Source organism: Pseudomonas sp. PvP028 (genome assembly GCF_017832255.1).
GTDB classification, from domain to species: domain Bacteria; phylum Pseudomonadota; class Gammaproteobacteria; order Pseudomonadales; family Pseudomonadaceae; genus Aquipseudomonas; species Aquipseudomonas syringae.
In genome coordinates this window covers 5977646-6004502 of record NZ_JAFIBL010000001.1, presented here as the reverse complement: position 1 = coordinate 6004502, position 26857 = coordinate 5977646, and the positions used below count along the sequence as shown (strand labels likewise).

Here is a 26857-nt window from a genome sequence, read left to right as displayed (position 1 = left end):
GCTTGCTCTCATTTGTTCTAAACGATCACATATGGATCGTCAGAGCAGTTGAAATCTGGTTTTAAATTTTCGCTTCAACTCGCTGATTCGATCACGAATCTTCTAAACGAAGCAGAATAAATGGTCATTGATCTTATTCCAATATCTATCCAAAATCCACAATAAATCTAACTGTGGATTTTCTAGTCAAGTAGTCCCAATACTAAGTTTCTCAAAATAAATACTTAACAAGTAATCATAATTAACTATCTACTTGTACAGCTATTATTTCAACGCATCAGCCTCTCAACACCTGAGTTAGCCTGCTGACCTTTTCAGCCTATACGGGCGGCCATCTGATCCTCCCCCGATGCATCGCCAACTCAGACGAGAGGAGTAGGGCGTTCCGACATGAAAACCTAGGCAAAAAAAACCGCGAAGCGGGCTTGATGATGATCGGCGGAGACCAGAACTGATCCCCGGCCGGTCAACTATTTGTGAAACCGTGCAGCTATTTTGTAAACCTACAGCCTGAAACAGACTCTTGCGGCGAAAATGGAACCGCTCCACCTGTTTGCTCCACTCAAGGTTTGAACCTTTCTGCTGGAGCATCCGGACATGATAAATTTCAAATCCCTGCAAAATAACCTCGATTCCACGCTCACTCGCGCGTTGTCCGACGTGGATGACGTGCTGGACGGGGGCAATGGGCATTTCACCGCCGACGACATCGATGCCTTCAGTGAGGCGAGCCAGCAGGCTGCGGTCAGCTCCAACATCGCTGATCAATGCCAGCAGGCTGGTTATAAAATGACCAAAAATGTCATCGATGGATTTCAGTGAGTTCGAGGAGGTCGTCGGCCTGTGGCGTGATCAGCGTCCGGCGAGCCCGCTCGACTGCTGGGTCGACGACGCCAACGCACGGCTGGAAATGGTGGGTGGCGGAGTCCGTTGCAGCATCGAGTTACTCGACCCCTATGACGCCAACGACCCTCAGCGTATCGAAGCATTGCTCAGTCATGGCGGTGCCAGCCTGGCGTGTGCCTGTGACGGCGCGTTCGCCATCGATCCGCAAACGCGCTGCATGGTGCTGGTCAGCTGGATGCCTGGCCCCTGCAGCCTTGCCGATCTGCTGAACCGTCTGGAAAGCCTGGCCAATCAGCGCGCGGCCTTGCTCAGCCTGATGCACACCACTCTGGTCAATTCTGTGCCCGCCTTAGCCGGGCGCACGACCCTCAATCACCGGCAACCGGGAGTTTGAAATGCGCAAGGCCTTGATGTGGTTGCCTTTATTGTTGATCGGGCTGTCCCCCGCCACGTGGGCGGTGACCCCCGAAGCCTGGAAACATACGGCTTACGCCTACGATGCCCGGCAGACCGAGCTGGCGACAGCGCTGGCCGACTTCGCCAAAGAATTCGGCATGGCGCTGGATATGCCGCCCATTCCCGGGGTCCTTGATGACCGGATACGCGCTCAGAGCCCGGAAGAGTTTCTCGACCGTCTGGGCCAGGAATATCACTTCCAGTGGTTTGTGTATAACGACACGTTGTACGTCAGCCCCTCTAGCGAGCACACCTCGGCACGCATCGAAGTGTCATCCGACGCGGTAGATGACCTGCAGACTGCTTTGACCGATGTGGGGCTGCTGGACAAGCGTTTCGGTTGGGGTGTACTGCCGAACGAAGGCGTGGTTCTGGTTCGCGGCCCTGCAAAATATGTGGAACTGGTGCGCGATTACAGCAAGAAAGTCGAAGCGCCTGAAAAGGGCGACAAGCAGGACATCATCGTATTTCCGCTCAAATACGCCAGTGCCGCGGACCGCACCATTCGCTATCGCGATCAACAACTGGTGGTCGCCGGTGTCGCCAGCATTCTCCAGGATTTGCTGGATACCCGTTCTCATGGCGGGTCCATCAATGGTATGGATCTGCTGGGGCGAGGCGGTCGCGGTAACGGTCTGGCGGGCGGTGGCGCCCCGGACGCTCCGAGTCTGCCGATGAGCTCCAGCGGCCTCGATACCAATGCGTTGGAGCAGGGCCTCGATCAGGTGCTGCACTATGGCGGCGGCGGCGGCAAAAGCGGTGGAAAAAGCCGCTCTGGCGGTCGGGCCAACATCCGCGTAACGGCCGATGTCCGTAACAATGCTGTGCTGATCTATGACTTGCCCTCACGCAAGGCCATGTACGAAAAGCTCATCAAAGAGCTGGATGTTTCGCGCAACCTGATCGAAATCGACGCCGTGATTCTCGACATCGATCGCAACGAGCTGGCAGAACTGTCCAGCCGCTGGAACTTCAATGCCGGGAGTGTCAACGGGGGTGCCAACATGTTCGACGCGGGCACCAGCTCTACCCTGTTCATTCAGAACGCCGGCAAGTTCGCTGCCGAACTGCATGCGCTGGAAGGTAACGGCTCGGCCTCGGTGATCGGCAATCCATCGATTCTTACCCTTGAAAACCAGCCGGCCGTGATTGACTTCAGTCGCACCGAATACCTCACTGCGACGTCGGAACGTGTGGCCAATATCGAGCCCATCACCGCTGGCACCTCTCTGCAGGTGACTCCGCGCTCGCTGGATCACGATGGCAAGCCTCAGGTACAACTGATCGTCGATATCGAGGATGGTCAGATCGACATCTCCGACATCAATGACACGCAGCCAAGTGTGCGTAAAGGCAATGTCAGTACCCAGGCCGTCATAGCCGAACACGGTTCACTGGTCATAGGCGGTTTCCATGGCCTTGAAGCCAACGACAAGATCCACAAGGTTCCGTTGCTGGGCGATATCCCCTACGTCGGCAAGCTGCTGTTCCAGTCCCGCAGCCGTGAACTGAGCCAGCGCGAGCGCCTGTTCATTCTGACGCCAAGACTGATTGGCGACCAGGTCAACCCGGCTCGCTATGTGCAGAACGGCAACCCTCACGATGTCGATGACCAGATGAAAAGGATCAAGGAACGGCGTGACGGCGGTGAACTGCCTACCCGCGGCGACATTCAGAAAGTCTTCACGCAGATGGTCGATGGCGCTGCGCCAGAGGGTATGCATGACGGCGAAACACTGCCCTTTGAAACCGACAGCCTGTGTGACCCGGGCCAGGGCCTGACCCTCGATGGCCAGCGCTCGCAATGGTATGCACGCAAGGACTGGGGTGTGGCCGTTGTGGTAGCGCGTAACAATACCGACAAACCGGTGCGCATCGACGAGAGTCGCTGCGGTGGTCGCTGGGTCATCGGCGTCGCCGCCTGGCCCCACGCATGGCTGCAACCGGGCGAGGAGAGCGAAGTGTATATCGCGGTACGTCAGCCACAGATATCAAAAATGGCCAAAGAGAGTCGGCCATCACTGCTCCGGGGGGCAAAGCCATGAAGATCAGCAGCGTTGCAGTCGTGTTGGTGGTGTTCGCTACCCTGACCGGGTGCGCCACCCACGGTTGTTCGGGAACTGCCTGCAAACGCCCGGACTCCACCAGCCGTGAACTGGTCATCTGGTGGCCTCCGGACATGCGTGACGGTCTTGACGATCAAGACCACGAGCGCGATTACACCGTCGTGAAGTTAAGGGACTAGACATGATCGAGGTCGAGGAGAAAACAGCGTTCTACTACAACGTTGCGGCGCAGAGTCCTGCGGTGTGGCCGGTGGCAAACGGAGTCTCTTTCGTCAGCCGGCGCGAGCATCATGACTGGGGCATTGCGCTGCACATCGAGGGGCGAGCGCTGCGTCCCGAACAACTTAGAGAGGCGCTGCAACTGAGGTTCTCAGAAGCCGAACGATTCAATGACTACTTTCTGTTCCTGGATATGCGGCGTGATTTCGTCGTATGGCACGCGGTGAGCGACGCCCCCCATGCCGTCACCAACCTCGATGATATCCGGCGAAACGAATTGATACTGGCAGGCCTGGATCATCTGGTTTAGGAGATAACACCCGCATGAAAAAAAGACCGCCCCAGTGCAGATGGGGCGGTCTTTTTTTGCGCAGATGCAATCTACAAGCGTCAGGCAGTCACTGGTCGTGCGGAGCTCGGTCGGTTTTCGACACTGCACAGCGGTCACCCCGGCAGCGAGCACTGCCATCCGGATGGGGCAACCAGGCCAAATGCGGACGCCAGCGACAAAAAAGACGATAGCCGATATCAAGTAGCGGCCTGGTCAAGCGCCATGACAACGGTGCAGCCCAGACACCCAGCCCTGCTGCTCGCCAGCTCCAGAGCGTAGCGTCCAGGCCTGTGACCCATGTCCCATCGTCAAATCGGGCGTGCAATGATGATTCCATCTGCGCAAGTGTGAACCCCACAGATCCGGCATCAAACGCTTCACCACTGATATCGACAAAACGAAGGCGATCGGGTTTGGCGCGCGCACGCAGGATCTTGATCTCGCGCGCGCAGAGTGGGCATTCACCGTCAAAATAGAGGGTCAGGGGCCAATGGGTTATCTTGTGCATCGATGCTGTGTCCCGTACCGGTTGTGCACAAGGTAGTCCCAAACATCCAGGCCGACAATGGGCAATGCGGCCCGGTGTGATTCTGTCGGTTATTCATGCGGGTTTCGACGTTCACCAGATGACGTTGGTTCAGGTGACCTGGCCGGAAGTACGCCTGTGGCTAAACAGCCATCACAGCTCGACTTCGACCTGAATCACTTCATCGGTGACTTCGTCCAGCTGCCGAACCACTTTGTAGATGTGGCCGACAGCCTGCAGGGTGGGGCGGGGGATGTATTTGCCGACCTTGGAGCGGTACAGCGTCCTGGTCAGCCAGATGCTCTGCACCACCGGGATGCCGGCTTTTTTGGCGCGGGCAATCAATGCCAGGGCTTCCTCGTCTTCACCTTTGCAATGAATCAGCGGCAGAGGCGTTTCGCCTGGTCGGTAATACAGGGCCACCGCATAGTGGGTCGGGTTGACCAGCAGCATGTCGGCATCTTCCACAGGCTTGGGCGCAGCACTGGGCTCCTGATTGAGGATCTCCTGGGCAAGTTGCCGGCGATGGCCTTTGACGTGGGGGTCGCCTTCCGACTGCTTGTACTCTTTCTTGATGTCTTCGTGGCTCATGCGCAGTTTTTTCGCATGGAAGTATTTCTGCATGGCGAAGTCGATCATGGCGATCGCCAGCAGCAGCCCCAATATCACTCGCAAAATATGCCTGAACAGCTCGACCAGGGCATGCCAGTAGGTCGTCAGATCGCTGTTGGCCAGCAACACCAGGGTGCCCAGCACAGGTTTGACTTGCACATACAGCGTCGCGCCGATGGCAATGGCCTTGAGAACACTGAGCAGCAGGTTGAGCAGGTTTTGCCCGGAAAACATCTGTTTGGCGTGGGAGAACGGGTTGATCTTGTTGGGATCGATTTTCAGCGCCTTGGGCGCGAACAGAAAGCCGATCTGCATCCAGCTGCTGATCAGGCGCATCAGCATCGCTATACCGACGCTGCACAAGGTGAAGCTGAGCAGTACGGTGAGGCCTTCGCTGGCGATCAGCTCGACCGATGCGGCAAAGCTGCGGTCGATGCCTTTAAAGGACAGCGACAATAGCGCCTCCAGTCGGCTGACGCTTTCATCAGCCAGGGCCAGAGTGATTTCACTGACGGCCATCAACACCAGCAGTTTGCCGAGGTCCTGACTCTGCCCGACCTGACCCTTTTCCCGCGCGTCGCGCAGTTGCTTGGGCGTGGCCTTTTCGGTTTTTTCGCTCACGGCACTTGCACCAGAAGCGTCAGCAGCGACTTCAGATCAACCAGCTTCAACAATTGACCTGTGCCCAGTTCCAGCAGCGTCGGCAGATAGATCAGCAGAAAAGCGAGGCCGGCCATACTTTTGGCTGGCATGGCGAGGATCGAAACGTTCAGCTGTTGCGCATACAGGCCGATGATCGCGAACGCTGCTTCGATCAACAGCAGCAGCGCGATGAAGGGCGCGGCGTACAGCAGCATGTGCTGCATCGTCTGGTTCAACTGCTCCAGAAAGACATCCAGGCCGCCAGCGTTCATGCCCGGCATCCAGGCCGTCGGAGGCCAGACGCTGTAGCTGTCCCAGATGATCTGAGTCATCAGCGAAAGCCCCCCGGTGAGGATTACCAGCATGATCAGGGTTTCTTGAAACAGTTCGCCCAGTGGCGTGGCGTCAGGGCCCAGCGCCGGGTTCAACTGGCCGCCGCTGAGCGCACCGCGCTGGCTGTCGAGCAGCGCGCCCACCGAGGCGAACATCCAGAATGGCGCATACAGCAACAGCCCCAGTAGCGTGCCGAGTACCGCTTCCTTGATCAGCAGGCCGCCGATTGCGAACCAGTTGTCGTCGAGGGACTCCAGAGCCTTGCTGATGGCTGGTGCCGGGATCATCGCCATCACCGCCACGACGGCATAACGCAACGGGCCTTTCAGGTATTTGAAGCAAAAGGCTGGCACCAGCAGCATGCAGGGCATCAGCCGTGCCATTGCCAGTCCCATGCCCAGCATGAATTGAAAGGCGCTGTGCGCGTCGAAGGGCATTTAGTGGCTGACCCCGGAGCGGGCAATCAGGTCGAAGGCCATATTGATGAACTGGATCAGCTCGACGCCGATCCAGCGGCCGGTCATGGCCAGGGTCAGTCCGACGGCCCCCAGTTTGATGCCGAAGGGCAATGTCTGATCCTGAATCTGCATGAGTGCCTGCAGCAGCGAGGTGACCACACCCACGAGCACCGCAACGGCCAGCGGCGGGGCGGTCAGGATGACGACCAGAAACATGCCTTGCTTGAACAACGCCAACGCTTCCATGACCGCCTCACATGTAGGAATAGAACAGGCTGTCGAGCAGACGCGACCAGCCCGATACGAGCACGAACAGCAGCAGTTTGAGCGGCAGCGACAGTGTCATAGGCGAGACCATCTGCATGCCCAGTGCCAGCAACAGGTTGGAGACAATCAGGTCAATGACGATGAAAGGGATATAGATCAGAAAACCGATCTCGAAACCGGCCTGCAGCTCCGACAGCACAAAGGCCGGGATCGCCAGCAGAAGATCGTTTTTGTTGGCCTGATCGGCCATTTCCTTGGGCCACATGCGCTGGGTATTTTCCAGCAGATGGGCGACGACATCCGGGTCGGTGTTGCGTGTCATGAAGCGTTGCAGCGGCTCGATGACCACTTTGAGGCTGCTCTGCAGTTTGTCGGCGTTGCTCAGTTCCAGCGGGTGTTCATGAACCCGCTGCTGTATGTCGTGCGCCACCGGGGCCATGACGAACATCGTCGCGGCCAGGGCGATGCCATACAACGCCATGTTCGGCGGCACTTGCTGAACGCCGATCGCGTTGCGGGTGATCAGCAGCGTCATGGCGATCTTCAGAAAGGCGGTGCAGACGATCAACAGGAACGGGATCAGCGACAGCGAGCCGAGAAACAGCGCCAGCATGATCGGGTTGACGCCCTCCATGATCATGAGCGCGCCACCAGCCGGGTAATCTGCAAACCGAGGCGGCCTTCGACGTCGACCAGCTCGCCTTCGGCAACCACCTGCTCGCCATGGCACAGCGTGGCGTGGCCTGGCGCGATGCCGCTGACTTCGAGAATGGTTCCGGCGTCCAGTCGGCGCAGTTCGGCAAGCGTCAATCTGAGCTCGCCGCAGCGCAACGTCAGGGCCAGCTCCAGTGAGTCGAGCATCGGCGACTCGTTGTGTTCTCCCGACGCCTCTTCATGCTCCGCTTCGCTGTCCGCATAGCCGAATGCCTGCTCGGCGTGCTCGTCGTCACGCAGTTGCTGATCAGCCTGTTCAGGCACCGGTTCTTCATAGTCGTCGAGCATCTCGACGTCGTCCTGATACAGATCTTCAGTACTCATGGTGACTGTGCTCCTCATGACCGAGCTGCAGAAAAAGATGCTGGGCCTGTTGGTCGGTGCGGGCCGCCCATTGACGTCCAGCGAGTGTCACGGACCCTTGTCCGGCGCTGTCGAACCGGCAGCGGGCGGGTAGCACCACGTCACCGGGGCGTAGCGAGGCGATTTGTTCCCGAGTCAGTGACAGTTCGCCGACGATCAGTGGTGTCGCCACCGACCAGGATTCGTCCACGTTACGATTCAAGACTTGCCAGTCAGCCGAACCCAGAAGCCTGAGCAGGGTGGCGGGTGTGGCGTGCAGGTGGGCATCGAGTCGTTCGCTGCCCAGTCGCACGAGAACCCGGCAGCCGATGGCCGGCTCGGTCGGGGCGTCTGAAAACGGCGCAACAGGCGCCAGCAGATCGGCGATCACCGTGCTCAGGCGCTGGTTGAATAACTGCCAGTACCAGGCCTGGTACTCGCCGCCGAGCGTTAAGGGCACTTCGCCCAGCAGGCTGAGCAACGCTTCGGCATCGCTTAGCAACAAGGGGCCGACCGCCGTATTCAACCAGACACCGTCTGCCGGTATCCGCGCGTCTTCGTGCTGCGGCAGCAGGCTCAGTTCGGCGTGCTGACCGCGGGCGCTGAAGCCCAGGCGCCGTCCGGCGCCGAGTGCGCGTGTGGCTTGGGCCAGCAGAGCGTCGACCTTGCGCAGACGCAGGGCGCTCATGCTGTGAAGTCTTCATGCATGTCCAGCTCGACGTCCTGGCCAAGTGCCTGCGCCAGCGATTCCCGGCATGCGCCGACCTGGCCCTGCAAGCGCTTGAGAACGTCACGTCGGCCAAAGCCCAGTTGAATGCTCCAGCGGTTTTCGGATTTGCTGGCGTTGACCCGCACGCTGCCCAGATTGGGCATGAGCAGGCTGAACGCCAGCGGACCGTCCGGCTGATCGGGCAAACGCTGCGCCAGCTCGTCGATCAGCTGAGTCGGTACGTTTTCGGACTGTGCAGAGAAGGCCACACCGCTGCCTCCGAAGCCCTGCTGATCCGGCTCTTCACCTACCTGCGGTATCAGCAGTTGCGAGAAGAACATGCCGTCGGCGCTCATCGGGCTGTCGGCCACTGAACGGTTCAGCGCGAAACGAACCTTCTGCACATCGCCCCGTGGTGCTCCGGTAAAGGCTGGTGGCTGGTCATCGGACCTGGCGGGCTGACGCAGCGAAGGCAGGGGGCGCGAGGTGGCTGGCGGGGCACTCGGCGCGGGTGGCGCTTTGGCAGGGGTTTTGATCGGTGCGGTCATCGTCACTTAACCTTCTTCGTTGAGCGTCTCCTCCATGCAGGCGAGTTTCTCGACCGCGCGCTGAGACGCCTTGGCTTGCAGCCGTTTCTGTTCAAGCAACGCCTGTTGTTCAGCTACTCGCATTTGCTGTTGCTGCACGTCCTGGCGGATGTAAGCCAGGCGGTCGAGCATGGTTCTTTCCTTTTCGTGCCAGCCGTCGACATCAGTCAGGCTGAGCGTCTTTTGCAAATGCGCATGGGACAGACTCTCGCGGCGGCGCTTGTGGTTGTCGCGTTCCTGATTCAGCGACGCCCTTGTCTCTGCTAAGTGGTCGAGCATCGATTTCAGTTCCAACTGCGCCTGGCGATGGGCACGCTCGGCACTGGCCTGACGGTGTTGGCGCAGTGGCGTGAGCAGACCGATCACCTGCTGCAGAGCGACCTGTTGCGGGTCGTCTTCCAGTGGTTCGTCCATGGCTACTCCGGCAGTTGAGAGGTGAGTTGCAGCAGCCTGTCGAGGGTTTCCTGCAAGGGCACGGGTTCACGCAGGTCCTGGCGCAGGAACGCGTTTATGGCCTCGTTCAGTTGCACGGCACAGTCGGTGACCGGGTCGGCCCCGGCCTGGTATTCACCCAGGCGCAGGAGCATTTCCACTTGTTTATAGGCAGCCAGTAACTGGCGCAGGCGATTGTTCGCCCGTTGATGTTCGCGACCGGTGACGTTGCTCAGGATCCGGCTGATGCTGGCTGACACATCGATTGCCGGGTAGTGCCCGCGTTCGGCCAGTTTGCGCGACAGTACGATGTGCCCGTCGAGCAGCGAGCGCACTTCGTCGGCGACCGGATCGTTCATCGAGTCCTGTTCGATCAGCACCGTGTAAAGCGCGGTGATCGAACCGTTCTCGCTCATCCCGGCGCGTTCCACCAGGCGTGGCAGCAGGGTGTACACCGAGGGTGGCAGACCGCCGCGCCCCAGCGGCTCGCCCGAAGCAATGCCGATTTCCCGTTGCGCGCGGGCGAAGCGGGTCAGCGAGTCGAGCAGCAACAGCACTTTCTGGCCTCGGGCGCGAAAGGCTTCGGCGATGGCGGTCGCGGTGAACGCAGCGCGGGCGCGCTCCATGCTGGAACGATCGGATGTTGCACAGACCAGCACCGAGCGGCGGCGCAGGGTTTCGTCCAGTTCGTGGTCGAGAAACTCGCGCAGCTCGCGGCCCCGTTCGCCAATCAGGCCGAAAACGATGACGTCACAATCCATGTTGCGCGCCAGTTCGGCCATCAGCGTGGTCTTGCCGCAGCCTGCTCCGGCGAACAGCCCGACACGCTGGCCCTCGCCGAGCAGAATCGCACTGTCGATGGCGCGTATCCCGGTGGGTAACGCCCGGGTGATACGCGGTCGCTGGGTCGGCGGCAGGGCGTCGGCGATCACCGGCAAAGTCGTGCGGCGGTCCTCGGGGCCGGCGAAAGCGCCGAGGCAATCGCCCATCAGCGGGCGCCCGAAACCGTCCAGTACACAGCCGAGCAGGCTGTCATCGACGCCGATCCGGTGTGCCACGCCCAGCGGGCGGATCGGCGCGCCGACCTGAATACCGTCGGGTGGGCCCAAGGCACTGAGCAGCGTGCATTCCTGGGTGAAGCCGACGATTTCGGCCAGCAGCAACGAGCCGTCGGCTTTGCTCACTTCACACAGATCGCCGACCTTGGCCGATGGAATCTTGCACTCCAGCAGAATTCCGCGCACGGCGCTGACGCGGCCAATGACGCGCACCGCGCAGTACTGGCTCAAACGCTTGGCGTGCGCGTCTTTCCACAGGTTCAGTGCTGCATTCACCAGTTCACCTCGACATGGCGATTACCGTCGAATTGCAGGCGCTGATTATCGATTCGGGTGAGGCGCAGGCCATCCACTTCGTCACCTACGTAAACCCGTCGACCGTCGGCAGTCACCAGATGCGCATGCGGCCCGGTCATGATCTGAACCACCACAAAGGGCAGGGTGTTGCGATTGCTGCCCACGTTGTCCAGAACGGTTACCGGCGAGTCGTACAGGGTCTTGAAGCGCTGAAGCATGCGCTGGTAGACCAGCAGCGATTCTTCTTTCAGATCGCCGTTTAGGACCAGCCCGTCGGGCGTCTCTTCTACGCTGACGTCAGTCAGCAGGCGGTCGCTGAGCATGGTGCTCAACTGGTGGCGGACGTCATCCGCGCTGCTCAGACGTATGCGTTTGTCGGTCACAGGGTTTGCAGCCTTGGCTGGCGCCTTGGGTGTATCGGGCGAGGCCCCTGTCGTGGCGGCCGCCAGGTGTGCCGGGCTCTGATCCATAGCAATAGCGGGCGGGCGGGTCAGGCTCCAGGCGCTGCCGATGACGCCCACCAGCAGCCCGGCGATGATGCCCGTGGTGCGGTTGAGAAACTGCGAGCGGGACTTGACCTTCTCCAGCGGCACGTCGTTGCGTGCCGGCCCGGATTCGGCCTCAGGCTGTTTGGGAATCACGGCGGGCACGGAGGGCCATTCATCGCCCGCAGACGAAACGCACAGCCACACCGAACCCAGCATGAAGGCGTTGTTCAGCGTCAGGTCGATGCTCGGCCGGGCGTTGCCCTGTTCGTCGCAGACCGCGCCTTGTTCAGCGTTCAGTGTCCAGTTGTCGTCGACACGTTGCAGGCGGCAATGCAGGATTTCCACGCCCGCATCGTCAAGCGCCAGATCGTGTTGTCCGGCAGAGCCAATCGACCATTGCTCACCGATCAGCGGTAATGCCGCGCCTTGGTGCTGGCCGTTCAGTACGCGTAATTCAAACATCTGAAAGTCTCCGTGCGTTCAGGCCTTGCAGGCTCAAGCAGCATGCTCGTTGTCCAGCGGCTCGAGATCGTCTTCAAGGTCGAATCGACCCATGACCTTGACCTTGGCCGCATTGCTGATTTCCGCGAAAGATAGTACGGGTACATGGTAGAACTCCTCCCTCAACAAGGTACGCAGAGGGCTGCGCAGATCCTGTGCCACCAGCAGAACCGCCTGTTCGGGAGCTCGTACCGGGAAGGCAATGTGCAGCTGTTGCACGAGCATCTGGCTGATCTCGTTGCTCAGCGCGAAGAATGTTTCGGTTTGCGTCTGGCGCAGGCCATCCCGCAACAACCCCTCGCTTTCCGGCGTCAGCAGCCACACTTGCAGGCCTTCGGCACCGCAGTACTGGTGGTAGATCTGCGACTTGAGCGCAATGCGTACGTAGTCGGTCAGCACATTGGTATCGCGTTCATGCTGACAGTGCTCGATCAGGGTTTCGGCAATGACCCGGATCGCCCTCAGCGGCACACGCTCCGAGGCCAGGCGTTGCAGGACGGCCGAAAAGCGCGTCAGGGTGAGGACCCGTTGCATTTCCTGAGCGAGTTCCGGTTGCTCGGACTCTAGCCAGCTGAGGATGGCTTTGGTTTCCTGCAAGCCGATGAACTGCGGCGCGCAGGACTGCAATGTGCGCTCCATGCGTTCGATGATCAGGGTCGTGGAGCTGACCGGGTTCAAGTCGCCAGACTGCTCGGCCGGCAGCCATACCCATTGATCTTCCTGGCGGTCGGTGTTGCCCGGGATGGCCGCCGGAAGGTTTTCGCCTGCCAGCTGGCGTGCTTCCACGGCGACATGGCTCTGCGTGAAGGTGGCCTTGAGCATCGGTACGTCATAGACGGTGAAGCGAAACTCGTCCGGGGCAATGTCATCGACATGCTCGATGATGAACGAAGGCAGGGTCAGGCCGTACTGCACCACCAGACGGTTGCGGCGCTTGCGTATTTCGCTGACCAGCGCTTCGATCTGCGCGCTGTCCTGGCCGGGGTGGAATTGCAGCACAAACTGCCGGCTGGGGGAAAAGGTACGCAGGTCTTCCTTGCCGTTCATTTCTGGCGCCACAGCGGCTGTACGTTGCTCATCGGCCTTGGGTTTTGCCCGTTGCAACTGCAGCAGTCCACCGGCACCGCAGATGATCGCGATGGTGACGAAAACACCGGTCGGCATTCCCGGCAGGGCAGCGAAGCCGAGCATGGCCACCGAGGCGATGATCCAGGCCTTGGGCTGACTGGTGATCTGCTCGGCGATCTCGCGGCCGATATTGGCTTCCGCCCCTGCCTCGGTGTTGGGCACGCGAGTGATGATCATGCCGCTGGTGACGGAGATCAGCAGCGCAGGAATCTGGGCGATCAGGCCGTCACCGATGGTCAGCACGGTATACAGCTGCAAGGCGTCGCCCGCTGCCATGTTGTGCTGCAGCACGCCGATGGATATGCCGCCGATCATGTTGATGGCAACAATAATCAGGCTGGCGATCGCATCGCCGTTGACGAACTTCATGGCGCCGTCCATCGCACCGAACAACTGGCTTTCTTTGTTCAGTTCGGCGCGTCGTTTACGGGCCTCGTGGACGGTGATCAGGTTGGCGCGCAGGTCACTGTCGATGGACATCTGCTTGCCGGGCATCGCGTCCAGGGTAAAACGCGCGCCGACTTCGGCGACCCGTTCCGAGCCTTTGGTGATCACCAGAAAGTTGACCACCGTCAGGATCAGGAAGATCACCAGACCCACCGCCAGGTTGCCGCCCACCACGAACTGCCCGAACGCCTCGACGATGTGCCCGGCGTCCTGGTTGAGCAGAATCAGCCGCGTCGTAGACACCGACAGGGCCAGGCGAAACATCGTGGTCAGCAGCAGCACGGCAGGGAAGGTCGAGAACGCCAGTGGCCTGGGCAGGTGCATCGCCAGCATGATCAGCAGGCAGGAAATACAGATGTTCACGGCGATCAGCACGTCGATCAAGCCGGTGGGCAGCGGCGTGATCATCATGAACACGATGGCGATCACAAAAAACGCACCGACCAGTTCCGAGCGGCGCATGGCCGACAGCGCGACCATGTTCAGAAAGTTGATGACCCGGTTCATCAGGCAAGCCCCTCGTATAATTGCTTCTGTTCCTTATGCGTGAGCTCGGCCATCAGCGTGAGTAGATTATTCAGCGCGGCCTGACGGCTTTTCAGGTCCCGCCAGAGCAGGATCGGCAACTGCATCAGCATCGGCCGCAGGCCATTGAGAAACGCCAACTGGTGTTCGAGCCTGTTGCCCCCGATGTGCTGGGTCAGTTGCAAGGTCTGATTCACATTCATGCCATTGGCCGTCAGGGTCAGCATGTGTTTGAGGAAGGCCGGTGGGTCCACCGTCAGTTTGGGATTCTTTTTGCGCATGCGCCCCAGCAGGTGTTCGCAGCCGCGCAACAGCGTAGTGACATGGCGCGCGGTGGTCAGGCCATGCATCAGCGTGCGCAGTTGTTCATGAGAAGCCGACGGGGTAATCGCCGAAAGATCGTCGGCGATTGCGATGCGCATGTCGCGCAGGTTCAGGTCGAACTCGCCGGGTTCCTGTTGCTCGCCAATCAAGGCTTCGATCAAGCCCGTGACGTTGGGTTGTCCGGAAACCGCTACGCCATACAGATTGCGCAAGGCCGTGCGGCGCTTGTTATCGATGTTCTGGCGCCCGAAGGCTCTTGCGGTATTGATACCGGCGCGTGCGCGCGGGCCGAATCGGCGGCGCAGATGTTTGAGCGTCTGGGTCAGCGCTGCATATTCTGCTTCAGCCCCATCGTCTTCTGCCTGTTTACGTGCTGCCTGCAATACGACATGAGCCTTGGCAGCGTCGCCGTCAGCGAATTCCAGAACCTGTTCCAGATCGGCGTCGTTGTCCTGCAGCAGTTTTTTGCGCAGCAGTCTGGCGGCGTTATCCAGCCCGGTGTCGCTGGCGCTCATCAGCAACTGATAAAGCTCGCCCAGCTTGACGGCCCGCGACTGCAACGCGTTCCTGCTCGCGATCAGTTCTCGCTCACGCAATATCCGGCTGTGCTGCACCAGAGCCGCAGCGAAGCGCGAAACCTGCAGTGACGAGGTGCCTTTTTCATCAGGCAACCCGCTGCCGGGAATCGCTCGCGCAGCCGGTGTGATGGCGCGGATCGGCGCTACCGGGCGAATGGGCAATGTAGGCGGGGCGACAATTTTCATAGGACGATTCTGGGCCTGGTGTGACCGCTGAGTGGGTCGTTGGCCCGGTTCGGTTCCCTGGTGCCGAAGGCTCATGCGTTTGTGCCAAAAGCTGCAGAGCTAAAAATCGTGTTGCGCAAAAAAATGTATTACAAAGAATTTCACATTTTAAAATATTCATATAAATCATGTGGTTATGATTATTTTTGGACTGGCATGGTTATCGCTATAGGACTTGCACTCCATCAATTGAGGCAAGCCCATGCTCCCGAATCTTGTGATCCTTGATGCAACCGAACCACGCCAACCATCGTCGTCCGCCGGTATCCGGCAATTGACGGCCGATCAGGTCCAGATGCTCAGAGCGTTCATCCAGAAGCGGGTGAAGAACGCTGATGATGTGGATGACATCCTGCAATGCGTGTTTCTCGAGGCGTTACGCAATGAGCACAAGTTTCAGCACGCCAGCAAACCGCAAACCTGGTTGTGTGGCATTGCGCTGAATCTGATCCGTAATCACTTTCGCAAAATGTATCGTCAGCCCTATCAGGAAAGCTGGGAAGACGAGGTCCATACGGACCTGGAGTCGAACGGCGATATCACCCATCAGGTAGACGGGCACCGACAGCTGGCACGCGTCATAGAGGCCATCGACTGCCTGCCGACGAACATGCAGAAGGTTCTGGAAGTTTCTCTGGAAATGGATGGCAATTATCAGGAAACCGCCAACATGCTCGGTGTTCCTATCGGCACCGTACGCTCCCGACTGTCCCGGGCACGGGTGCAGCTCAAGCAACACATAGACCCGTTCGCCTGAGTGAATATCTGTCTGGAACCAACTTGCGCGCAAAACCACACAGTTGCCATCCCTCACCACTTGGATGGCAACCATGCGTATATCCAGTTCTCCCAGTCCTGCCCTCGGCAGCATCGTGAATCAACCCACCTCTGGCGAACTGGCTGCTGAGACGCCATTGGCCAAAGCTTCGCTTACGCAGGGCAGCGCAGGTGGTGGTCAGGCTTTTGTGCAGTTCGGCCAGGCCAACGACAGCCCCTCTTCCTTTTCGGGAACCGAGCAAAGCGGTTCATCGCTGATGAGTCTGCTGACTCGCAGCAGCAGCAGTGAAAGCACCTCCAGCGTCGATCAGGACGGTGATCAGGTGTCCCCGATGACATCGGTCTCGGCCACAGCGAGCTCGGCACCCACGGCGGCCTCCAGCCCGGCGAATGCCCCAAGCGCTACCGATGCAGCGTTTCTCGATAACTCCGAATATTCTTCGCCCGAGGCGCTCAAGCGCTGGGAGCCGATGGTTGCCAACCTGCCGCCCGAAGAGCGCGAGCAGGCGGCCAAAGAACTCAACCGGCCCATCGCCGCAGCGTGGATGGCCAGAGAGGATGGTCCCAATGCCGAAAAGGCGATGGCGTTCATCAATGCCAACCCTGCGTTGAAGACGGCGGTGGACGTCGGCAAGGATGGCGGTAATGCGGATGGCAAAATCACCAACAAAGACCTCAAGGCGTTCGCCAAAAACATGGAGAAGGCGGCCGACAATGCCGACAAGGATGTGGCCAAGTACATGGAAGATAACCCCGGCGCTGATCCTCAATCCCTTGAAATGGTGCGCAGCGCAGCGGTGATGCGCGCCAATATGCCGTTGGCGACGGCAGCCGACCCTCATCATGCCGTCGGGGCGGCGGACAAAACCGATGTCGATGGTAATGTCAGCGCCGAGGGTCTGAAAGCGCTGATTAAAAGTAACCCCGGGTTGTCAGGTACGCTCAAACAGTCCTGCAACATGTGGTCGCAGGCGGGCTTCCTCAGCCAGGTGGATGAAGCCGGTCTGACCGGGCGCAAGAAGGCTGCGCATAGCCCCGACCAGGTGTTCGATGCGTCCAATATGAGCGAGTGGATCAGGAAGAGCGCCCCCAAAAATGGTGGCCAGTTCGCCAGCATGCTCAGCGATGCCGCGACGTTGAATTCGGTAGCCGGTATCGATATCAGCAAACTCAATGCTCAGGTTTTCGAGAAGCCCGAGGCTTACACCGGCGCGCAGAAAGCCGCTGTGATGATCAAGTTGCAGCAGACCCAGCAAAGCGTGATAGCCGGGCGGGATTTGCGCAACACCGAGAAGACCGAGGCGGGCCTTAACGACCGAATTGCCCGGTTGCAAGACGATCCAGACGTTCAGGAGTACCTCAACAAAAGCATTCCCGAACAGGAGCGCAGCCTGGTTCGCAGCGATTCGGCGCTGCAGAAGGCCGTGACTGAGCAGGCTCAAAACGTCAACAGCGGAAAGGCCTTGCAAGCCGACATGGCAACCGCAGACAAGGCCGTCGACAAACACAACCCCAACCCCGATTACAGCGGCGCCATCACCGGCCTGTCGGCCCAACTGCAACTGCAAAAAGACCTGTTTCCGGATGCCCAGGTACCCACTGCCCAGCAAGTCTTCAACAACCAGCCTGATGAACTGCAAACGAAGATCGCCGACTCCTACGTGCGCAATTTCAGCGAGGGGGGCGCTCTGAAACAACTGCTTGGCCAGAAAAAGTCTGACGCCGGCGAGTCTCTGCAAACCGCAGATAACCAGAAAGCGGCGTATGAAAGCGTGCTGCCCGCTGATTTCGTTAATGATGAGCGTGAGAGCTACACGGCCAGCACCTTGTCCGAACTGCAGAACTCCAAAAAAGGCCGCAAGTTGCTGGAGGGCAAGACCGATGAAGAGGGCGGCCCTTCGCTGGCCGAGCAGCTCGCCGAGCAAGGTATCGGAGGCAAGGCATTCAACTCGGTCATGGGCTTTGCGTCAGTGTCTGACAGGCTCGCCAGCGGTGACAAGCTGGGCGCTGCTCAGGGCATCATCGACAGCTCCAGGTTGGGCGCGGAGGCAATCAAGGGCGGCATAGACACCGGCGCGAAAATGATGGGCCGTGAGGCGTCCGCGGGTCTTGGTCGTCTGGGCGGACAGATGATCGGCCGCGCTGTCGGTCTGGTTGCCGGTGAAGCCACAGGGCTTGCCGCAGGCGCAGCGCTGGGTGCTGCAATCCCGGTCATCGGCTGGGCCATCGACGGCGCCATGGCGTTGGGTTTTGGTATTTCGGCGATTATCGACGCAGTCAAAAAGCACAAGGCGCAGAAGGCGTTTGATCATAACGTTGACCCGGTGCTGGATCAGTTCGGGATTGACAGGGCGCATTGATTGAATTGAGTCGGCTCAGACGCCTTGAATGCTGAGCCTTCATTTCTACAGATCCGTGTGAGCTGTTTAATCGGACGCATGAAAGTTTATGGACAGCGTTAGCGCTAGACGCTAAAAAACCGAGGCTATTTGACAAATATCGGCCTTTTGTCAGGCCTGACATTAAATTAAACAGTTAAAAAAGGTGAGCCCGAAGAGTTGCGTATCGTCAAAAGCATCTGTCATTTCTTCGGACAGCTTTCGCGCATCATATACAAACTCTCCAGAAGCATCCTCTGTCCATCAACGAGCCAGGACGCCAAGGTGCGGTGAGCTTCAGGGGCCCCAAGTGAGCAGATTGATGCCTTGCCAGCAGGCGTTAGTAGGAGTGGCCCGATGGCCTGATCCGCATTTTAACAGCCTGCTGAATCGTGGGACGGTGGTGCCCTTGGTTTTCGGATTCGAAAAAGTCAAAGGTCTTTCTGCCCATGAGATCAGTACCTCTATACCGGGCAAGAATAATAGGTTTATGTACTAGGCAAATGAGAATCGCCTGGCCGGGGAGGCAGACGGTGGCAATCGAGGAAGTGGAGATCAGAAGCCTTGGCGATCTTGTAACGCTGTCTCTGGGATGTGAGCTCAAGAATATAAAGCTGCCTGAAGATCTGCTTGTAAGGCTGAAAACAAGCAAGAAACAGAAAGCCGAGTATCTGGATGCGTCAGCTGTTGATAGGTTTCCCAACAATCTCCTTGAGCAGGTCTCGGAAATGTCCAATGGTGCGCCCTTGAATACGCTGAGTCTTGAGGCGCTACAGGATATAAACGCTGAGTTGCGTGTGCGTGATCTGCGGACTTTTCTTCGGCAGTCCTGACAGCGTTGGCGCTCTTTCAGCAAAGTGACGCACGTCTTTCTATAACCTGATTCGTCTTGCAGTGGAGCTGAGGCCGCGATACACGGCCCCGGCTCCAATAGGGGGCTGGCCAAACCCGTTACGCCAGCTTTTCGTTTGCTGAGCAAGCCGAGCCTCGACTCGTTCCTCCTGCCTCTTGAGGTGACAACCTTTATTCTTCTCGAACACCTGTCCTCGGACAAAACGCGCCAACCATAAGGCGCGTTTTTTCAGAGGACGTGAGTCAAGGCTTGGCCCGGACCCTGTTTGCGGCAAGGAAGTCACCTGCTCGCTTTATTTCCTGCATTCTGAAACCTTCAATAGAGGTAACGTGCTGACCGGCAGATCGTTGCGCCCGGTAGGCACGGTTTCTGTGTAATAGCGTTTCCATATGCAGACCGCCCTGGTCTTTAGTGACGGTGGTATCTTTTTTCGGGTGATTCTCCACGAAGCTTTTTGACTGAGCATGTTTCAAGAAGGTCGCCGGGATAGGCACCTGCTTTTCTCCATTGTGCAGACGGGAGGTATATTCTTCGTGATGTTTAAAAGCTTTCAGGGCGTTATTAAGCGCAAACATGGTGCAGTCAGTTTTCGAGTATTGAAGAAAATTTCCTACCATTTTGAGTTTGACGTTGCCTAATGCTGAAAATATTTCCCTTTCTGCAGCATCTATAATGTTCCCCGGGGCAGACTCAAAGCCGACAATCGACGGTCGATGGCCGTATCTCAGTTGGATATCCAAGGCTATATGGTGGTCTGGCATCTTTTTGAATGGGGGGTAAACAACTCGCATACTCAGCGATTGCTTGTTTTTTTGAATATCCCTGTTTTGCTCTTTTATCGCCTGGTAACAGTCTTTATGACTTTTGAATGTCTGCAGATTCAAACCGGGATTTCTTGTATTTTCCGCTTTGGCGAACAGCGGCAGTAACTTGATATCTCCTTGCGTAATATTGGAGTTCGGACCTTCACCCTTTTTCACTTGGTTACAGACCATTACGGCATATTCATGCAGATCCTTATCACGCAAAGCTAACTGGGCCAGGTTAATCGGTTCCATCTTCTCCAGTAGGCGCTTAGGTATTGCTTCGGGCTTCTCAGGTATAGCATCTCCCCGTGATGCTTTCGGTGAGTTCAGCATCATTGTATGAAAATCTTCCAGCTCAGAATGGTTCCGCCCGCCGGGGAGGCGAAATTGTAAAAAGGCGGACGACGAAGGCATTGAACCTTCAGCCTGCGGAGTATCATTCGCGCCGGATGAGCTGGCCCCTGATTCATATCTTCCTGCCGCGCGCGCGTTTTGCGGTGATGCCGCTGTCTGGTTGGCGTTGTATCTGATATCCGTTGGCAGCGCATCCTGACGTCGCAGACGTCTGCCCTCGCCACGCTGTAGCGGTGGGTTAGTTACCGATGATGACGAAGCGCTTTCAGTGTTCTCTGCCTGAGTCCCCTGACGTCTGTTCGGACCTGAGATATTCATCGAATAGTCCCCGCCATGGTTAGCATTAAACCGGCTTTCGTCAGCCTGGTTGAGGAGGCGAGCGGAGCAGAATGGCCATGCAGTAACTTTGCCCGCCATATTTTCGCCACTTCGATCATCTGAACGCAGGCGCTGACAAAGTGATCCTCATCAATCCGTAACGGATCAAACCGCTGAAAAAGCAGCACTTCATTATTTTTTTCGTCCAGCCCGAAGGCCGCACCATCGCTGGAGCCGTAATGAAAGAGGTTGGCGGCCAGAATATCGCTCAGAAGTGTGCTGCTGGCTGGAGTAGAAAGCGTGCCCACGCACAGATAAACAAACAGCGTATTTTGCTGTTCAATCCGTTCCAGCGTCATGTCCAGTTCGTTGACCTTCAGACAGCACAGGTGATTCGCATCCAAAGAAAGCGGTCCACTTTCAAGCCTTATCGCCAACGCATTCAGCAAGTCTTGTATCGTCATAATCGGAACTCTGCAGGTCAGGAAAATGTGCACCAGCCGCTATCGAGGCCAAACCTCGCCCTGTCATGGCCAGGTCCTGTCCGGCTGGCCCGGTGCTCTATTACTGATCGTTGAGTGGTTGAGGCCTTCAGTCAGTTCCCCAGGCATTGATCGACTCAATGAAAGATCTTTTAGGGGGCGCCTTAGAAAAAGGATTTTAAAGTACGTTAAGCTGAACTGATTTCAGCTGTTGTAATGGCCGGAATCTTGGCGACGCCAGCTAGGGCATTACTAACCGGTCTAGCCTAGCAAGCTCTTCAGTGAATCCGTAAACGGCGTTTTTCAGCGCCTTGAATCGCTCATTCGCTGCCAGAATCGCTGTTTTCGTACCAAATCGGCGGGGTTGGCAACCACTTGGCCTAGTAGTCCGGGTCGAGAGTCGGCGGGCAGGCCCGCAGCGGCTCGATCGCGTCCTGATGGCTCATACCTCTGGCCAGTAGCGTGTCGATTTCCTTCCGGATCTGATCGCGGCAGGCTGCCTGGTAGAGCAGGGGCCGGCTGTGAGCGATCTGGTTTAGCGCTCGCTGAATCGGCTTGGGTAGCGTTTCAGGTTTGGTGATGCTCATGGCGGTGGTGGTGTCGAGAATCAGCGCTTTACCCTCGGGCATTCCCATGGTGACAACTACCGGCGTACCCCACAGGCTCGGTGGCGCTGGCGGGCGTCACGGTGGGGTAGGCGCCAAGCCCCATCATTTTGGCTTTGCCGCCGAGACGGTAACGGAACCGCCAAAGCTTCGAGCCGCCACGTGTGATCTCAAGGCAAAGGCCAGCGGTATCCGTCAGACAGTAGAGTTTTTCGCGGGGCTTTGCGGTACGAACGGCTGTGTCAGTGAGAGCCAAGACAAACCCTCTGGGCTGGCGCTGGCGGGGGATTTTCCCGTCAGAGTGTGAGTAGAAATCTGGACCGAACTCGATCTACTCACAATAAACTGGGCTTACAAGGGATTCGCTGGGAAAGCTGAGCACAAAAAAACCGGCTCGTGGGCCGGTTTATCTGGTGTTCCGGGTCTGGTTGTGACCTCTGGATACTGCTATGTGGTGCCCCGAGGGAGAATCGAACTCCCACTTCTTTCGAAAACGGATTTTGAATCCGCCGCGTCTACCAATTCCGCCATCAGGGCTCAATGGCGGCGAAGTATAAGGATGAGTTTTCTGTTGGTCAACAGGGATTTACGCAGGTTTTTTACTAATGCCGTCAAACCGGATAAACTTCCCGGCCCTGCTAAACGAACCCGATCATGCGCGTCGCTGACTTTACCTTCGAACTCCCCGATTCCCTGATTGCTCGCCATCCACTGGCCGAGCGTCGCAGCAGTCGTCTGTTGACCCTCGATGGGCCGACGGGCGCGCTGGCACATCGTCAATTCACCGATTTGCTCGAGCATTTGCGCCCGGGCGACTTGATGGTGTTCAACAATACCCGGGTCATTCCCGCACGCCTGTTCGGGCAGAAAGCCTCCGGCGGCAAGCTGGAGATTCTGGTCGAGCGCGTGCTGGACAGCCATCGTGTGCTGGCGCATGTTCGCTCGAGCAAGTCGCCCAAGCCTGGCTCGTCGATTCTGATCGATGGCGGTGGCGAGGCCGAGATGATCGCTCGGCACGATGCGCTGTTCGAGCTGCGTTTCGCCGAAGAGGTGCTGCCGTTGCTGGAGCGTGTCGGCCACATGCCGTTGCCTCCTTATATAGACCGTCCGGATGAAGGTGCGGATCGCGAGCGCTATCAGACCGTTTACGCGCAGCGTGCCGGTGCGGTGGCTGCGCCGACTGCCGGCCTGCATTTCGATCAGCCGCTGCTCGAGGCGATTGCTGCCAAGGGCGTGGAAACCGCGTTCGTCACTCTGCATGTCGGCGCAGGGACGTTCCAGCCGGTGCGCGTCGAGCAGATCGAAGATCATCACATGCACAGCGAATGGCTGGAAGTTGGCCAGGACGTGGTCGACGCCGTCGCCGCGTGCCGTGCACGGGGCGGGCGGGTGATTGCCGTCGGGACCACCAGCGTGCGCTCGCTGGAGAGTGCCGCGCGTGATGGCGAACTGAAGCCGTTCAGCGGCGATACCGACATCTTCATCTATCCAGGCCGACCGTTTCACGTGGTCGATGCCCTGGTGACCAATTTCCATTTGCCTGAATCCACGCTGTTGATGCTGGTTTCGGCGTTCGCCGGTTATCCCGAGACGATGGCGGCCTACGCGGCGGCCATCGAGCACGGCTACCGCTTCTTCAGTTACGGTGATGCGATGTTCATCACCCGCAATCCCGCGCCGACGGCCCCACAGGAATCGGCACCAGAGGATCACGCATGAGTCGCACCTGTCGTATGTCTTTCGAGTTGTTGGCCACCGATGGCAAGGCCCGTCGCGGTCGGCTGACCTTCCCGCGTGGTGTGGTGGAAACCCCGGCGTTCATGCCGGTGGGCACCTATGGCACGGTCAAGGGCATGCTGCCCCGTGATATCGAGGCGACCGGCGCGCAGATGATTCTGGGCAATACGTTCCACCTGTGGCTGCGTCCGGGTACCGAGGTCATCAAGGGCCACGGCGACCTGCACGATTTCATGCAGTGGAAGGGGCCGATTCTGACCGACTCCGGCGGCTTTCAGGTGTTCAGCCTGGGCGCCATGCGCAAGATCAAGGAGGAGGGCGTGACGTTCGCCTCGCCGGTTGATGGTGCCAAGGTGTTCATGGGGCCGGAAGAGTCCATGCAGGTCCAGCGTGATCTGGGTTCGGACGTTGTGATGATCTTCGACGAATGCACACCGTACCCGGCCGACGAAGAGGTGGCGCGGGTCTCCATGGAGCTGTCGCTGCGTTGGGCCAAGCGTTCCAAGATCGCCCACGGCGAAAACACCGCCGCGCTGTTCGGCATCGTTCAGGGTGGCATGCACGAGAACCTGCGCAAGCGCTCGCTGGAAGGCCTGGACGAAATCGGTTTCGACGGTCTGGCGATTGGCGGTCTGTCGGTGGGCGAACCCAAGCACGAGATGATCAAGGTGCTGGACTACCTGCCAGGCCTCATGCCGGCAGACAAACCTCGTTACCTGATGGGTGTAGGCAAGCCGGAAGATCTGGTCGAAGGTGTGCGCCGTGGCGTCGACATGTTCGACTGCGTGATGCCGACCCGCAATGCCCGCAACGGCCATCTGTTCACCGATACCGGCGTATTGAAAATCCGTAACGCGTTCCATCGCCACGACAATACGCCGCTGGATCCGACCTGCGATTGCTACACCTGCCAGAACTTCTCGCGCGCTTATCTGCATCACCTGGACAAGTGCGGGGAAATGCTGGGGAGCATGCTCAATACAATCCACAATTTGCGGCACTACCAGCTGCTTATGGCTGGTTTGCGCGAGGCTATTCAACAGGGTACATTGGCCGCCTTCGTCGATGCCTTCTATGCCAAACGCGGCCTTCCAACGCCGCCTCTGGGTTGAAACAGAACGAGTTTTTCCTGCTTTTTATACTAATTATGTAACTGGAGCGACAAATGAGCTTTTTCATCTCTCCCGCTTTTGCGGATGCTGCTGCACCGGCTGCCGGTCCTGCGGGCAGTGGTTTCGAGTGGATCTTCCTGGTCGGCTTCCTGGTCATCTTCTACCTGATGATCTGGCGTCCACAGGCCAAGCGCGCCAAAGAGCAGAAAAACCTGCTGGGCAACCTGCAGAAAGGCGATGAAGTTGTCACCAGTGGCGGTATCGCGGGCAAGATCAACAAAGTGACCGATGACTTCGTGGTCATCGAAGTGTCTGACACCGTTGAGCTGAAAATCCAGAAGGGCGCCATCGCGGCCACTCTGCCTAAAGGCACCCTGAAAGCGATCTGAGCAACAACTTTTTACCCATCGACGGGGCGCGCAAGGCGCCCCGCGTTTTAAGCGGGCGGCGTGATGCTGAACAAATACCCTCTGTGGAAATACGTACTGATCCTGGCGGTGCTGGTGGTCGGTTTTATTTATTCCGCACCCAATCTCTACCCTGATGATTCTGCCATCCAGATCAGCGGCGCAAGCACTGCGCTGCAAGTCAATCAGGCGGACGTGGATCGTGCAGCCAAGGCGCTTGCCGATGCCGGCATCTCGGTCAAGGCTTCTTCTCTGGCCGAGAATGGCAAGGGCGGTTTGTTGCGTCTGAGCAAGCAGGAAGACCAGTTGCCAGCCAAGGATGTCGTGCGCAAGGCGTTGGGTGACGATTATGTCGTCGCACTGAACCTGGCGCGTACCACGCCGACCTGGTTGCGTAAGCTGGGTGCAAGCCCGATGAAGCTCGGCCTCGACCTGTCCGGCGGCGTGCACTTCCTGCTGGAAGTCGACATGGACAAGGCGATCGATGCACGTCTGAAAGTCTACGAAGGCGAAGTCAAATCCCTGTTGCGCAAGGAAAAGGTGCGTTATCGCAGTCTGCCGCAGCTGGGCAATGTGATTCAGCTGGGCTTCACCGACGACGCAGAGCGTGAACAGGCGCGTGCACTGGTACGCAAGACCTTTACCGATTTCGAAATCACGCCTGCCGAGCTGAACGGTATCCCGGTGCTGCGCATGGCGTTGACGCCGGCCAAGCTGGCCGAGATTCGCGAATACTCGATCAAGCAGAACCTGACCACCGTGCGTAACCGGGTCAACGAGCTGGGTGTTGCCGAGCCGCTGGTTCAGCGCCAGGGTGCCAACCGCATCGTGGTCGAGTTGCCGGGTGTGCAGGACACGGCCGAAGCCAAGCGTATTCTGGGCAAGACCGCCAACCTCGAATTCCGTCTGGGTGCAGGCCCGGATGATTCGAAAGGCACTACCGAGATGTTCGAATTCCGCGAAGGCGGTCGTCCGGCAGCGGCGGTGGAGCGTGGTCTGATCATTACCGGTGATCAGGTGACTGACGCCAAGGCCAGCTTCGACGAGCATGGTCGTCCACAGGTGAACATCAACCTCGATGGTCACGGTGGCGAACTGATGAGCCGTGCAACCCGCAGCAATGTGGGACGCAGCATGGCGGTGATCTTCATCGAACAGCGTCCGACCACCACCTACACCAAACAGATGGTTAACGGCGTCGAGAAAGACGTGCCGGTGCAGACCTTCAAGGAAGACAAGAAAATCATCAGCCTGGCGACCATTCAGTCGCCACTGGGCAGTCAGTTCCGGATTACCGGTCTGAATGGTCAGGGTGAGTCTTCCGAGCTGGCGCTGCTGTTGCGTGCCGGTGGTCTGGCTGCTCCGATGTACTTCGCTGAAGAGCGCACCATCGGTCCTAGCCTGGGTGCCGACAACATTACCAAGGGTATCGATGCATCCCTGTGGGGCATGCTGTTCGTCTCGCTGTTCATCATGGCGATCTACCGCTTCTTCGGTCTGATCGCGACCGTGGCACTGGCCCTGAACATGGTCATGCTGCTGGCACTGATGTCCTTGCTGGGTGCCACACTGACCCTGCCGGGTATCGCCGGTATCGTGTTGACCATGGGTATGGCGGTGGACGCCAACGTGCTGATCTTCTCGCGGATTCGTGAAGAGATCGCCAACGGCATGACGGTTCAGCGTGCTATCAACGAAGGTTTCGATCGTGCCTACACGGCGATCCTCGACGCCAACCTGACGACGCTGCTGGTCGGCGGCATTCTCTTTGCGATGGGCACCGGCCCGGTCAAAGGGTTTGCGGTGACCATGTCGCTCGGGATCTTTACCTCGATGTTCACGGCCATCATGGTGACCCGCGCTATGGTCAACCTGATCTACGGCGGTCGTGACTTCAAGAAGTTGTGGATTTAAGGG

At 58.5% G+C, this 26857-nt stretch carries 29 protein-coding genes, 1 tRNA gene and 1 pseudogene; 13 read left to right on the top strand and 18 right to left on the bottom strand.

Going from position 1 to position 26857, the window contains the following annotated elements; translation table 11 throughout:
* The first annotated feature begins 597 nt into the window (after positions 1-597).
* The 5 genes from JOE34_RS25750 to JOE34_RS25730 are packed head-to-tail and all read left to right on the top strand — an operon-like array spanning position 598 to position 3897.
* Positions 598-822 (top strand): type III secretion protein, encoded by a 225-nt coding sequence (locus JOE34_RS25750; protein WP_003314139.1) that lies wholly within the window; start codon positions 598-600, stop codon positions 820-822.
* Entirely contained in the window at positions 800-1240 is a 441-nt protein-coding gene (locus JOE34_RS25745) for a type III secretion system protein HrpG (RefSeq protein WP_017277760.1), read from the top strand. Before JOE34_RS25750 ends, JOE34_RS25745 begins: the two co-directional genes overlap by 23 nt.
* Before the next feature lies 1 nt (position 1241).
* Positions 1242-3347, top strand: a complete 2106-nt coding sequence (gene sctC / locus JOE34_RS25740; protein WP_058444549.1) for a type III secretion system outer membrane ring subunit SctC — start codon at positions 1242-1244, stop codon at positions 3345-3347.
* Positions 3344-3547, top strand: a complete 204-nt coding sequence (gene hrpT, locus JOE34_RS25735; protein WP_003314144.1) for an HrpT family type III secretion system protein — start codon at positions 3344-3346, stop codon at positions 3545-3547. Before sctC ends, hrpT begins: the two co-directional genes overlap by 4 nt.
* 2 nt (positions 3548-3549) lie before the next feature.
* Complete coding sequence (locus JOE34_RS25730; RefSeq protein WP_003314145.1) at positions 3550-3897, top strand: hypothetical protein; 348 nt, start codon at positions 3550-3552, stop codon at positions 3895-3897.
* Between the two features lie 88 nt (positions 3898-3985).
* Here the strand turns inward: JOE34_RS25730 and JOE34_RS25725 are convergent, their stop codons facing one another.
* From JOE34_RS25725 to sctW, 13 genes are all read right to left on the bottom strand, one after another.
* Entirely contained in the window at positions 3986-4426 is a 441-nt protein-coding gene (locus JOE34_RS25725; RefSeq protein WP_003339815.1) for a DUF393 domain-containing protein, read from the bottom strand.
* A 171-nt stretch (positions 4427-4597) separates the two neighbouring features.
* Entirely contained in the window at positions 4598-5677 is a 1080-nt protein-coding gene (gene sctU, locus JOE34_RS25720; RefSeq protein ID WP_003421879.1) for a type III secretion system export apparatus subunit SctU, read from the bottom strand.
* Entirely contained in the window at positions 5674-6468 is a 795-nt protein-coding gene (gene sctT / locus JOE34_RS25715; protein WP_003339813.1) for a type III secretion system export apparatus subunit SctT, read from the bottom strand. Before sctT ends, sctU begins: the two co-directional genes overlap by 4 nt.
* On the bottom strand, positions 6469-6735 hold the full coding sequence (sctS, locus tag JOE34_RS25710; RefSeq protein WP_003339811.1) for a type III secretion system export apparatus subunit SctS: 267 nt from the start codon (positions 6733-6735) through the stop codon (positions 6469-6471). It lies immediately after the preceding gene.
* Positions 6736-6742: 7 nt separating this feature from the next.
* Entirely contained in the window at positions 6743-7396 is a 654-nt protein-coding gene (gene sctR, locus JOE34_RS25705) for a type III secretion system export apparatus subunit SctR (RefSeq protein ID WP_003409078.1), read from the bottom strand.
* Complete coding sequence (locus tag JOE34_RS25700; RefSeq protein WP_003339807.1) at positions 7393-7794, bottom strand: FliM/FliN family flagellar motor switch protein; 402 nt, start codon at positions 7792-7794, stop codon at positions 7393-7395. Before JOE34_RS25700 ends, sctR begins: the two co-directional genes overlap by 4 nt.
* On the bottom strand, positions 7784-8500 hold the full coding sequence (locus JOE34_RS25695; RefSeq protein ID WP_209996817.1) for a type III secretion system protein: 717 nt from the start codon (positions 8498-8500) through the stop codon (positions 7784-7786). The genes JOE34_RS25700 and JOE34_RS25695 overlap by 11 nt, the downstream gene beginning before the upstream one ends.
* Positions 8497-9069, bottom strand: a complete 573-nt coding sequence (gene hrpP, locus JOE34_RS25690; protein ID WP_003383951.1) for a type III secretion system protein HrpP — start codon at positions 9067-9069, stop codon at positions 8497-8499. Before hrpP ends, JOE34_RS25695 begins: the two co-directional genes overlap by 4 nt.
* 6 nt (positions 9070-9075) lie before the next feature.
* Positions 9076-9522, bottom strand: coding sequence for a hypothetical protein (locus JOE34_RS25685; protein WP_003339800.1), 447 nt, complete (start codon positions 9520-9522; stop codon positions 9076-9078).
* Between the two features lie 2 nt (positions 9523-9524).
* Entirely contained in the window at positions 9525-10874 is a 1350-nt protein-coding gene (hrcN, locus tag JOE34_RS25680; RefSeq protein WP_004418817.1) for a type III secretion system ATPase HrcN, read from the bottom strand.
* The gene (sctD, locus tag JOE34_RS25675; RefSeq protein WP_122220539.1) at positions 10871-11845 is read right to left on the bottom strand and encodes a type III secretion system inner membrane ring subunit SctD; all 975 of its coding nucleotides are present in this window, start codon (positions 11843-11845) and stop codon (positions 10871-10873) included. The genes hrcN and sctD overlap by 4 nt, the downstream gene beginning before the upstream one ends.
* Before the next feature lie 33 nt (positions 11846-11878).
* Positions 11879-13966: a type III secretion system export apparatus subunit SctV gene (sctV, locus tag JOE34_RS25670; RefSeq protein ID WP_003409090.1), complete on the bottom strand. Its 2088-nt coding sequence runs from the start codon at positions 13964-13966 to the stop codon at positions 11879-11881.
* Positions 13966-15072 carry a type III secretion system gatekeeper subunit SctW gene (gene sctW / locus JOE34_RS25665; protein ID WP_003314154.1) on the bottom strand — a complete coding sequence of 369 codons (1107 nt, stop codon included), beginning with the start codon at positions 15070-15072 and terminating at the stop codon, positions 13966-13968. The genes sctV and sctW overlap by 1 nt, the downstream gene beginning before the upstream one ends.
* 241 nt (positions 15073-15313) lie before the next feature.
* Between sctW and hrpL the strand changes: the two genes are divergently transcribed.
* The 4 genes from hrpL to JOE34_RS25645 all read left to right on the top strand — a co-directional run bounded on the left by hrpL (position 15314) and on the right by JOE34_RS25645 (position 19099).
* Positions 15314-15868, top strand: a complete 555-nt coding sequence (gene hrpL, locus JOE34_RS25660; RefSeq protein ID WP_004403098.1) for an RNA polymerase sigma factor HrpL — start codon at positions 15314-15316, stop codon at positions 15866-15868.
* 73 nt (positions 15869-15941) lie between these two features.
* Positions 15942-18248, top strand: a complete 2307-nt coding sequence (locus JOE34_RS25655; RefSeq protein ID WP_209996815.1) for a type III effector HrpK domain-containing protein — start codon at positions 15942-15944, stop codon at positions 18246-18248.
* Between the two features lie 184 nt (positions 18249-18432).
* Positions 18433-18765, top strand: a complete 333-nt coding sequence (locus JOE34_RS26025) for a hypothetical protein (protein ID WP_229636504.1) — start codon at positions 18433-18435, stop codon at positions 18763-18765.
* 34 nt (positions 18766-18799) lie between these two features.
* The gene (locus tag JOE34_RS25645; RefSeq protein WP_249732468.1) at positions 18800-19099 is read left to right on the top strand and encodes a hypothetical protein; all 300 of its coding nucleotides are present in this window, start codon (positions 18800-18802) and stop codon (positions 19097-19099) included.
* Positions 19100-19361: 262 nt separating this feature from the next.
* Here JOE34_RS25645 and hopZ3 read toward each other — a convergent pair whose 3' ends face one another.
* From hopZ3 to JOE34_RS25620, 5 genes and pseudogenes are all read right to left on the bottom strand, one after another.
* Positions 19362-20597 carry a YopJ family acetyltransferase gene (gene hopZ3, locus JOE34_RS25640; protein WP_209996811.1) on the bottom strand — a complete coding sequence of 412 codons (1236 nt, stop codon included), beginning with the start codon at positions 20595-20597 and terminating at the stop codon, positions 19362-19364.
* Positions 20594-21061 (bottom strand): type III secretion system chaperone, encoded by a 468-nt coding sequence (locus JOE34_RS25635; RefSeq protein ID WP_024664423.1) that lies wholly within the window; start codon positions 21059-21061, stop codon positions 20594-20596. Before JOE34_RS25635 ends, hopZ3 begins: the two co-directional genes overlap by 4 nt.
* A gap of 398 nt (positions 21062-21459) precedes the next feature.
* Positions 21460-21714 (bottom strand): hypothetical protein, encoded by a 255-nt coding sequence (locus JOE34_RS25630; protein WP_235387512.1) that lies wholly within the window; start codon positions 21712-21714, stop codon positions 21460-21462.
* A gap of 46 nt (positions 21715-21760) precedes the next feature.
* Positions 21761-21940, bottom strand: a pseudogene (locus tag JOE34_RS25625) (Arm DNA-binding domain-containing protein); the annotation flags it as partial.
* Positions 21941-22136: 196 nt separating this feature from the next.
* Positions 22137-22221, bottom strand: a tRNA-Leu gene (locus JOE34_RS25620).
* Positions 22222-22338: 117 nt separating this feature from the next.
* Between JOE34_RS25620 and queA the strand changes: the two genes are divergently transcribed.
* The 4 genes from queA (at position 22339) to secD (ending at position 26854) form a co-directional block, all read left to right on the top strand.
* Positions 22339-23403 carry a tRNA preQ1(34) S-adenosylmethionine ribosyltransferase-isomerase QueA gene (gene queA / locus JOE34_RS25615; protein WP_003421908.1) on the top strand — a complete coding sequence of 355 codons (1065 nt, stop codon included), beginning with the start codon at positions 22339-22341 and terminating at the stop codon, positions 23401-23403.
* A 14-nt stretch (positions 23404-23417) separates the two neighbouring features.
* Complete coding sequence (tgt, locus tag JOE34_RS25610) at positions 23418-24533, top strand: tRNA guanosine(34) transglycosylase Tgt (protein WP_161421222.1); 1116 nt, start codon at positions 23418-23420, stop codon at positions 24531-24533.
* 53 nt (positions 24534-24586) lie between these two features.
* Positions 24587-24922, top strand: a complete 336-nt coding sequence (gene yajC, locus JOE34_RS25605; protein WP_002552468.1) for a preprotein translocase subunit YajC — start codon at positions 24587-24589, stop codon at positions 24920-24922.
* Between the two features lie 63 nt (positions 24923-24985).
* The gene (gene secD, locus JOE34_RS25600; protein ID WP_003421910.1) at positions 24986-26854 is read left to right on the top strand and encodes a protein translocase subunit SecD; all 1869 of its coding nucleotides are present in this window, start codon (positions 24986-24988) and stop codon (positions 26852-26854) included.
* Positions 26855-26857 lie beyond the last annotated feature (3 nt).